This is a genomic window from Geobacillus sp. CCR (genome assembly GCF_052906625.1).
The window spans coordinates 66,297-74,044 of sequence record NZ_JBREBQ010000017.1; the positions used below are offsets into that span (position 1 = coordinate 66,297).

At 55.4% G+C, this 7,748-nt stretch carries 6 protein-coding genes; 4 read left to right on the forward strand and 2 right to left on the reverse strand.

What is annotated here, in order from left to right; translation table 11 throughout:
• Nucleotides 1-470 precede the first annotated feature (470 nt).
• Both proI and namA read left to right on the forward strand, forming a co-directional pair.
• On the forward strand, nt 471-1,310 hold the full coding sequence (gene proI, locus ACVBDQ_RS10585) for a pyrroline-5-carboxylate reductase ProI (protein WP_013144820.1): 840 nt from the start codon (nt 471-473) through the stop codon (nt 1,308-1,310).
• Between the two features lie 140 nt (nt 1,311-1,450).
• A complete protein-coding gene (gene namA, locus ACVBDQ_RS10590; RefSeq protein WP_011231814.1) occupies nt 1,451-2,473 on the forward strand; it encodes an NADPH dehydrogenase NamA in 1,023 nt (340 codons plus the stop codon).
• Here namA and rnz read toward each other — a convergent pair.
• Nucleotides 2,470-3,393, reverse strand: a complete 924-nt coding sequence (gene rnz / locus ACVBDQ_RS10595) for a ribonuclease Z (RefSeq protein ID WP_446663207.1) — start codon at nt 3,391-3,393, stop codon at nt 2,470-2,472. The genes namA and rnz overlap by 4 nt on opposite strands.
• Nucleotides 3,394-3,621: 228 nt before the next feature.
• Here rnz and zwf point away from each other — a divergent pair, with 228 nt between their 5' ends.
• Together zwf and ACVBDQ_RS10605 are read left to right on the forward strand one after the other, a co-directional pair.
• Entirely contained in the window at nt 3,622-5,115 is a 1,494-nt protein-coding gene (gene zwf, locus ACVBDQ_RS10600; RefSeq protein WP_446663208.1) for a glucose-6-phosphate dehydrogenase, read from the forward strand.
• Nucleotides 5,116-5,215: 100 nt separating this feature from the next.
• Nucleotides 5,216-5,833 carry a cyclase family protein gene (locus tag ACVBDQ_RS10605; protein WP_033025800.1) on the forward strand — a complete coding sequence of 206 codons (618 nt, stop codon included), beginning with the start codon at nt 5,216-5,218 and terminating at the stop codon, nt 5,831-5,833.
• A gap of 107 nt (nt 5,834-5,940) precedes the next feature.
• On the opposite strand, the gene ACVBDQ_RS10610 is transcribed toward ACVBDQ_RS10605, so the two are convergent.
• Nucleotides 5,941-7,308, reverse strand: coding sequence for a glycoside hydrolase family 1 protein (locus ACVBDQ_RS10610; protein ID WP_446663209.1), 1,368 nt, complete (start codon nt 7,306-7,308; stop codon nt 5,941-5,943).
• Nucleotides 7,309-7,748: the final 440 nt, after the last annotated feature.

Here is a 7,748-nt window from a genome sequence, read left to right on the forward strand (position 1 = left end):
TCGAACCGTTTCATCAGTCAAAATGAATAGTTATTCATTATATTTTATTTTACAGTTTACACCGATTTCATCCATTTGTCATGCCTTTTTCTTCCGCACGACGAAATTGCAAAAAAATTCGCTCTCCTCTCTTGACAACAGCGCCTGTCCCGCGGCATAATGACTAATAACATCACGGATACGGCAAACCGGCGATGAACAGGGCCAGTAAACCGCAAACGGCACCAGAGAGCGAAGCCCGCGGCTGGAAGGCTTTGCGGCCCTCTTTGCGGTTGAACCTACCCTAGGAGCTGTTAGGCCAACCTAAACGCCTCCCCGGCGTTATCGGGGCAGAGTCGGGCCTGTTTGGCGCTTGGGCCAAATCGGGCCAAAAAAGGTGGTACCGCGGAAACGAAGGTTTTCCGTCCTTTTGCAGGACGGGAAACCTTTTTCTTTTGGATGGATACACCAAGGCAAGGAGGAGTGGAATGATGAACAACGAACGAACGATCGCGCTCATCGGCGCCGGCTCGATGGCGGAAGCGCTCATCGCCGGCATGACGAAAGCGTTTTGCCATCCGGCGCACATTGTCGTCGCCAACCGACAAAACCGCGCTCGGCTCGAGGAGCTGGCGCGCCAATACGGTGTTTGCACGGCGGGTTGCGCGCAAGAAGCCGTCAAACAAGCGGATATCGTCATTTTGGCGATGAAGCCGAAAGACGTCGTCGAAGCGATGAACGCCATCGCACCGACCCTCCGCGCCCATCAGCTCATTCTTTCACTGCTCGCCGGCATCACGACCGAGACGATCGAACGGCTCGCCGGACGCAACATCCCTGTCGTGCGCGCCATGCCAAACACATCCGCCGCCGTCGGCTTATCAGCGACCGCGATCGCCGGCGGCCGCTTCGCCGCGAAAGAACATCTTGAGGTCGCCAAACAGCTGTTTGAAACGGTCGGCATCGTCGCTGTTGTGCCGGAGAAGGACTTGCATGCGGTCACCGGCCTGTCCGGGAGCGGTCCGGCGTATGTGTATTACTTGGTCGAAGCGATGGAAAAAGCGGCGGCCGACATCGGCCTTGAGCGAGATGTCGCCAAACGGCTCATTTTGCAAACGATCATCGGCGCAGCCGAGATGCTAAAAGCGTCCGACAAGCACCCATCCGTCCTGCGCCGTGAAGTCACGAGCCCAGGCGGCACGACCGAAGCCGGCATTGGCGTGCTTGAGCAATACCGGTTCCAAGAAGCGGTCATCGCCTGCATCCGCCGGGCGACGGCCCGCTCCGAAGAGCTCGGCAGCGCTCTTCTCGCTGCCATCGCCGAAGCGTAAAGAGCGGACCTCCGGAGCGCGCCGCTCCTTTTCCCGCCTAGCCCGAACACGGCGACAATCCGTTTTATTTTGTTTTTGATAAGCAGCGTGCTATCATTCAGTAATGAACCATTCATTGGCCTAGAAAGGAGCTGCTTGTCATGAACACGATGCTGTTTTCGCCGTATACAATCCGCGGGCTGACGCTGAAAAACCGAATTGTCATGTCGCCGATGTGCATGTATTCGTGCGACACGAAAGACGGCGCCGTACGCACGTGGCATAAAATCCACTACCCGGCTCGCGCTGTCGGCCAAGTCGGCTTGATTATCGTTGAAGCGACCGGCGTGACGCCGCAAGGTCGCATTTCTGAACGCGACTTAGGCATTTGGAGCGATGACCATATCGCCGGGCTTCGCGAACTCGTTGGGCTTGTGAAAGAGCATGGGGCGGCCATCGGCATCCAGCTTGCCCATGCGGGGAGAAAATCGCAAGTGCCGGGAGAGATCATCGCTCCGTCAGCCGTCCCGTTTGATGATTCGTCGCCGACGCCAAAAGAAATGACGAAAGCCGACATTGAAGAAACGGTGCAAGCGTTCCAAAACGGCGCACGGCGCGCGAAGGAAGCCGGCTTTGACGTCATTGAAATCCATGCCGCCCACGGCTACCTCATTAACGAATTTTTATCGCCGCTCTCCAACCGGCGCCAAGACGAGTACGGCGGCTCTCCGGAAAACCGTTACCGTTTCTTGGGCGAGGTGATCGACGCTGTCCGCGAGGTGTGGGACGGACCGCTTTTTGTCCGCATCTCGGCGTCCGACTACCATCCGGACGGGCTGACGGCCAAAGACTATGTCCCATACGCCAAGCGGATGAAAGAACAAGGAGTCGACCTCGTCGATGTCAGCTCCGGCGCTATTGTTCCGGCGCGCATGAACGTCTATCCCGGCTACCAAGTGCCATTTGCCGAACTGATCCGCCGTGAAGCAGACATCCCGACCGGCGCTGTCGGCCTCATTACGTCCGGCTGGCAAGCGGAAGAAATTTTGCAAAACGGCCGCGCCGATCTCGTCTTTTTGGGGCGCGAGCTGCTGCGCAACCCGTATTGGCCATACGCCGCGGCGAGAGAGCTGGGCGCAAAAATCTCGGCGCCCGTCCAATATGAGCGCGGCTGGCGGTTTTAACCGCGCGGGATCGAAAACGAGGCGAAATCAACGGCGAGCTCGGTGTTCGGAAACACGCTGCGCGCCTCGGCGACGAGCTGCAGCGCCGCCTCACCTTGGTAGCGAGAGCTGATATGGGTCAAAATAAGCCGCTTCGCCCCGGCCCGCCTCGCCACCTCGGCTGCGTCTGTGGTCGTGGAATGGAAATAGTCATGGGCCAGCCGCTGTTCCGCCGCGGCAAACGTCGCCTCGTGGACGACGACATCGGCATCGCGGGCGAGTTCAATCGCCGCTTCGCAAAAACGGGTGTCGCCCAACACGGCGACGATTCTCCCCTTTTGCGGCGGCCCGACAAATTCGCGCCCGTCGATGACCGTGCCGTCATCCAGCACGACCGTTTTTCCTTGCTTAATTTCTTGATAAATCGGGCCGGGGCGGACGCCGAGTGCTTTCAATCGATCGACCAAGAGCGGGCCGGGCAAATCTTTTTCAACGACGCGGAAACCGTATGACGGCATGCCGTGATCGAGCCGTTTGGCGATGACGGAAAACCGTTCATCGTCAAAAATGACGCCCTCATCGATCTCCACAATGTTCAGTTCATACCGGAGCTTTGTCCCGCTGACGGCAAGGGCCGTTTCGACAAACGAGCGAATGCCTTTTGGGCCGAAAACCGTAAGCGGCGTCTCGCCGCTTTGAAACGAACGGCTGCCTAGCAGTCCAGGCAATCCGAACAAATGGTCGCCATGCAAGTGCGTAATAAAAATATGCTCGATGCGGCGCGGGCGAATGGCGGTATGCAAAATTTGATGCTGCGTCGCTTCGCCGCAGTCAAACAGCCATGTCGCCCCGCGTTCGCCAAGCAGCTGCAGGGCGACGGACGATACGTTGCGCTCTTTGGCCGGCACGCCGGCACCCGTGCCTAAAAACAACAGTTCCAACGCGCTTCACTCCTTTTTCTCGCTCAACATTGCCTGTTGTTAGCGTACCAATGTCAAAACGGCTTTTCAACTTTCTTTTGCGCTCAAAAACGCCGGGTTGGCGCCCGGCTCTTTCATGAACATAAACGCTTTCCCGCCGGAAAGCAACAAAGTGTTTGCGTTCCGACCGGCAAACCTCTACAATGGTTTCATTGAAGAGACAAATTTGGTTAAAGCGAGGTACATACGGTGGACAACATGAATCCGAAATCGATCATCGTCATTTTCGGAGCGACGGGAGATTTGGCGAAACGGAAACTGTTTCCGTCCCTTTACCGCCTGTATGAAAAAGGGCATTTGAACGAGCAATTCGCTGTCGTCGGCGTCGCGCGCCGCCCGTTGTCGGCCGACGAGTTCCGGAACTATGTGCGCGACTCGGTCGAAACGGCGTTTCACCAAAAGCTCGCCGACGGCCGATTCACCTCCCATTTCTATTACCATCCGTTCGACGTGACGGAAGCCGAGTCGTACCAGCGCTTAAAGTCGCTCCTCGAACAGCTCGACGGCACATACAAGACCGAAGGCAACCGCATCTTTTATTTGGCGATGGCGCCGGAATTTTTCGGCACCGTTACTTCCCGCTTGCAGTCGGAAGGATTGACGGAAACGCACGGCTTTAAGCGGCTCGTCATCGAAAAGCCGTTCGGGCATGACTTGGCGAGCGCCGAGAAGCTGAATGACGAGATTCGCCGCGTCTTTTCCGAGCGGGAAATCTACCGGATCGACCATTACCTCGGCAAAGAAATGGTGCAAAACATCGAGGTCATCCGCTTTTCAAACGCCATTTTCGAGCCGCTTTGGAACAACCGGTTCATCGCCAACATTCAAATCACATCGAGCGAAACGCTCGGCGTCGAAGACCGCGGCCGCTACTACGACCATTCCGGGGCGCTGCGCGACATGGTGCAAAACCATATGCTGCAAATGGTCGCTCTGTTGGCGATGGAACCGCCGATCAAATTAACGACCGATGACATCCGCCATGAAAAAGTGAAAGTGTTGCGCGCCTTGCGCCCGATTGCGCACGATGAAGTCGACCGCTATTTCGTGCGCGGCCAATACGGACGCGGAACCATCCACGGCAAACACGTGCCGGCGTACCGCGAAGAGCCGAACGTCGATCCGAACTCGAACACGGAAACGTTCGTCGCCGGAAAACTTTTGATCGACAACTTCCGCTGGGCCGGCGTGCCGTTTTACATCCGCACCGGCAAACGGATGGCGGAAAAATCGACAAAAATCGTCGTCCAATTTAAAGATGTACCGATGAACTTGTATTACCGGACGAATGAGACGATCGCCCCGAACTTGCTCGTCATCCACATCCAGCCGGACGAAGGGATCACCCTTCATTTAAACGGCAAAAAAACCGGGGAATCGACGACCATAACAGCTCCATTTCAACTCGACTATTGCAACAACTGCATCGATGGGATCAACACGCCGGAAGCGTACGAAAAGCTGTTGTACGACTGCATGCGCGGCGATGCGACGAACTTCACCCATTGGGACGAGGTGGCAGCGTCATGGCAATTTGTCGACCCAATTTCTGAGGTGTGGGCGAACACAAAAGCTTCCGACTTTCCGAACTACGCGGCTGGCTCCATGGGCCCGGCGGCTGCGGACGAGCTGCTCAAACAAGACGGCTTCCACTGGTGGCCGATCGAGCATCCGCGTTCGTAAAGACGAGATGGGCCCGCCTGTTGCGCCCATCTCGTCCTCTTTGCCAAACCAACATAGGGCGCTTGCCCCTTTATCCCTCATGCAAAGGAGCGAATGAACGATGAAAGTGTATGACGTCACCGCCCCGATTTACGAGGGCATGCCCGTGTATAAAAACAAACCGGAAAAACAGCCGAAGCGCACCACCGTCACCAACGGCTATGTGACCGAATCGCGCATTGACATGGACGTGCACACCGGCACGCACATTGACGCCCCTCTTCATATGGTCGAAGGCGGGGCGACGTTTGAAACGATTCCATTGGACGACCTCGTCGGCCCGTGCAAGCTGTTCGATTTAACCGATGTCAACGACCGGATCACGAAAGACGACATCGCGCATCTTGACATTCAAAAAGGCGACTTCGTTCTGTTTAAAACGAAAAACTCCTTTGATGATGCATTTAACTTTGAGTTTATTTTCGTCGCCGAAGACGCGGCCCGGTATCTAGCCGACAAACACATCCGCGGCGTCGGCATCGACGCCCTTGGCATCGAACGGGCGCAAGAAGGCCACCCGACCCATAAAACGCTGTTTGGCGCCGGTGTCATCGTCATCGAAGGGCTGCGGCTGAAAGACGTCCCCGAAGGCCGCTATTTCATGGTCGCCGCCCCTCTCAAACTCGTCGGCACCGACGCCGCCCCGGCGCGCGTCTTGCTGTTGGACCGCGAGCCGTAAAAACAGCCGGTCCCCCGATGGGACCGGCTGTTTGATCATGTCAAATTGAATATTCGCCATGGCCGCCCTAAAGACTGGTAAAATGGCGGGGGCTTCCCCGCCTCTGTTTACAGCTCTTCCCCGTTCGTGCGAATGACGCGCTGGAACCAGTAGAAGCTTTTTTTCTTATAGCGCTTCAAATCGCGCAAGTTCTCGTCGTCGCGGTTGACGAAAATGACGCCGTAGCGCTTGCGCATCTCCCCTTGCGAGCTTAACAAGTCGGTTGCTCCCCACATTAAATAACCGATCACCTCGACGCCTTCTTCCATCGCCATCTTCATTTGTTCGATATGGCGGCGCAAATAGTCGATCCGCTCATCATCTTCGACCGTGCCGTCCTCATTCAGCTCCTCTTCCAATCCGATCCCGTTTTCGGTGATGAAAATGGGCATCTGATAGCGGGCGTACACGTCTTTTAAGGCCATCCGCAACCCGATCGGATCGATCGCCCAGCCCCATTTCGTCTTTGGCAAATAGGGATTCGGTTCAAGCCCTTTGATGATCCGCTCATCCTGTTCCTGATGGCGGACGATTTGGCTTTGATAGTAGCTGAACGACAAAAAGTCGACCGTCTGCGAACGGAGCAACTCCTCATCCCCCGCTTCGAGCGGCAGGCAGATTCCTTTTTTCTCAAGCCGGTTGGTCACATAACGCGGATAGGCGCCGCGGGCGAACACATCAAAGAAGAAATCAATGAACAGCTCTTTCGCCTGCACGTTCGCCAAAGCGTCTTCCGGCCGGCATGTCGCCGGATACGTCGTCAAATACGTCACCATCCCGCCGATCTTCGCCTCGGGAGCGATTTCGCGCAGCGCCTTCACCGCTTTCGCGTGGGCGATAAACACGTTATGACAGACGCGGTAGGCAAACGCTTCCGGGTCTTCGTCTTCCGGCCCAATCGCCCCCCATAAATGCGGCTGTTCGAGCACTAAATTTTGTTCGTTGAACGTCAGCCAATAGTTCACTTTCCCGCGGTAACGCGCAAATACGGTGCGCGCGTACCGTTCAAACAAGTCGACGACCTTTCGCGAGGCAAAGCCGTTGTATTTCTTGGCCAACGCCAGCGGCAAATCAAAATGGTACAGCGTAATGACCGGCTCGATGCCGTTCGCTCTCAATTCATCAAACACGGCGTCATAAAACGCCAAGCCCGCTTCATTCGGCTCCCCTTCCCCGTCCGGAAAAATGCGCGTCCAAGCGATGCTCGTCCGGTAGGCGGTAAAGCCGAGCTCCTTGAACAAAGCGATGTCTTCTTTGTAGCGATGGTAAAAATCGACCGCCACTTTCCAATCGGAATGCCCTTTTGGAATCGGGCGCGCATCAACGATCGACAGCCCTTTGCCGCCTTCGTTCCACGCCCCTTCCGTCTGAAACGACGTCACCGCCCCGCCCCATAAAAAGTCGTCGGGGATGATCGATTTACGCTGTTGTGACATGGAAAGACCCTCCTATCTGTGAACAGACGTGTTTAAGTGATTGAACGCCTTGGAAAATTCACCTTTGGGCATCATCCTCATGATGACATATTTGCTTCTTTATAAAACGAGACGAGCGGAGGTACGAGCCCGTCTAGACGTTGTGAAAACTGTTTCATGCGCTTTGGAGAACCAACGCTCCCAGCAATGGCAATTTTATCTTAATTAGGCGAGAAGACTCCCACTTCAACGAAGCGAAGCGGAGTAAGTGGGAGATGAATCGCCTTAACTATATTTTGCTGAAAATAGGATAGATTCAGTAAAATATAGTATAATATAGTTAGATGGGAGGTGAAAAAATGTATTTTTGTATCAAACAACAGCTAAATGGTTTGACCAAAGAAGAATACTTGACTCTTCGAGAACTGTGCCATATTGCCAAGAACATGTACAACGTCGGA

Excerpts from the sequence above, each read along its gene's own strand:
- proI (WP_013144820.1), top strand. The coding sequence starts at position 471 with ATGAACAACGAACGAACGATCGCGCTCATCGGCGCCGGCTCGATGGCG.
- namA (WP_011231814.1), top strand. The coding sequence starts at position 1,451 with ATGAACACGATGCTGTTTTCGCCGTATACAATCCGCGGGCTGACGCTG.
- ACVBDQ_RS10605 (WP_033025800.1), top strand. The coding sequence starts at position 5,216 with ATGAAAGTGTATGACGTCACCGCCCCGATTTACGAGGGCATGCCCGTG.
- ACVBDQ_RS10610 (WP_446663209.1), bottom strand. The coding sequence starts at position 7,308 with ATGTCACAACAGCGTAAATCGATCATCCCCGACGACTTTTTATGGGGC.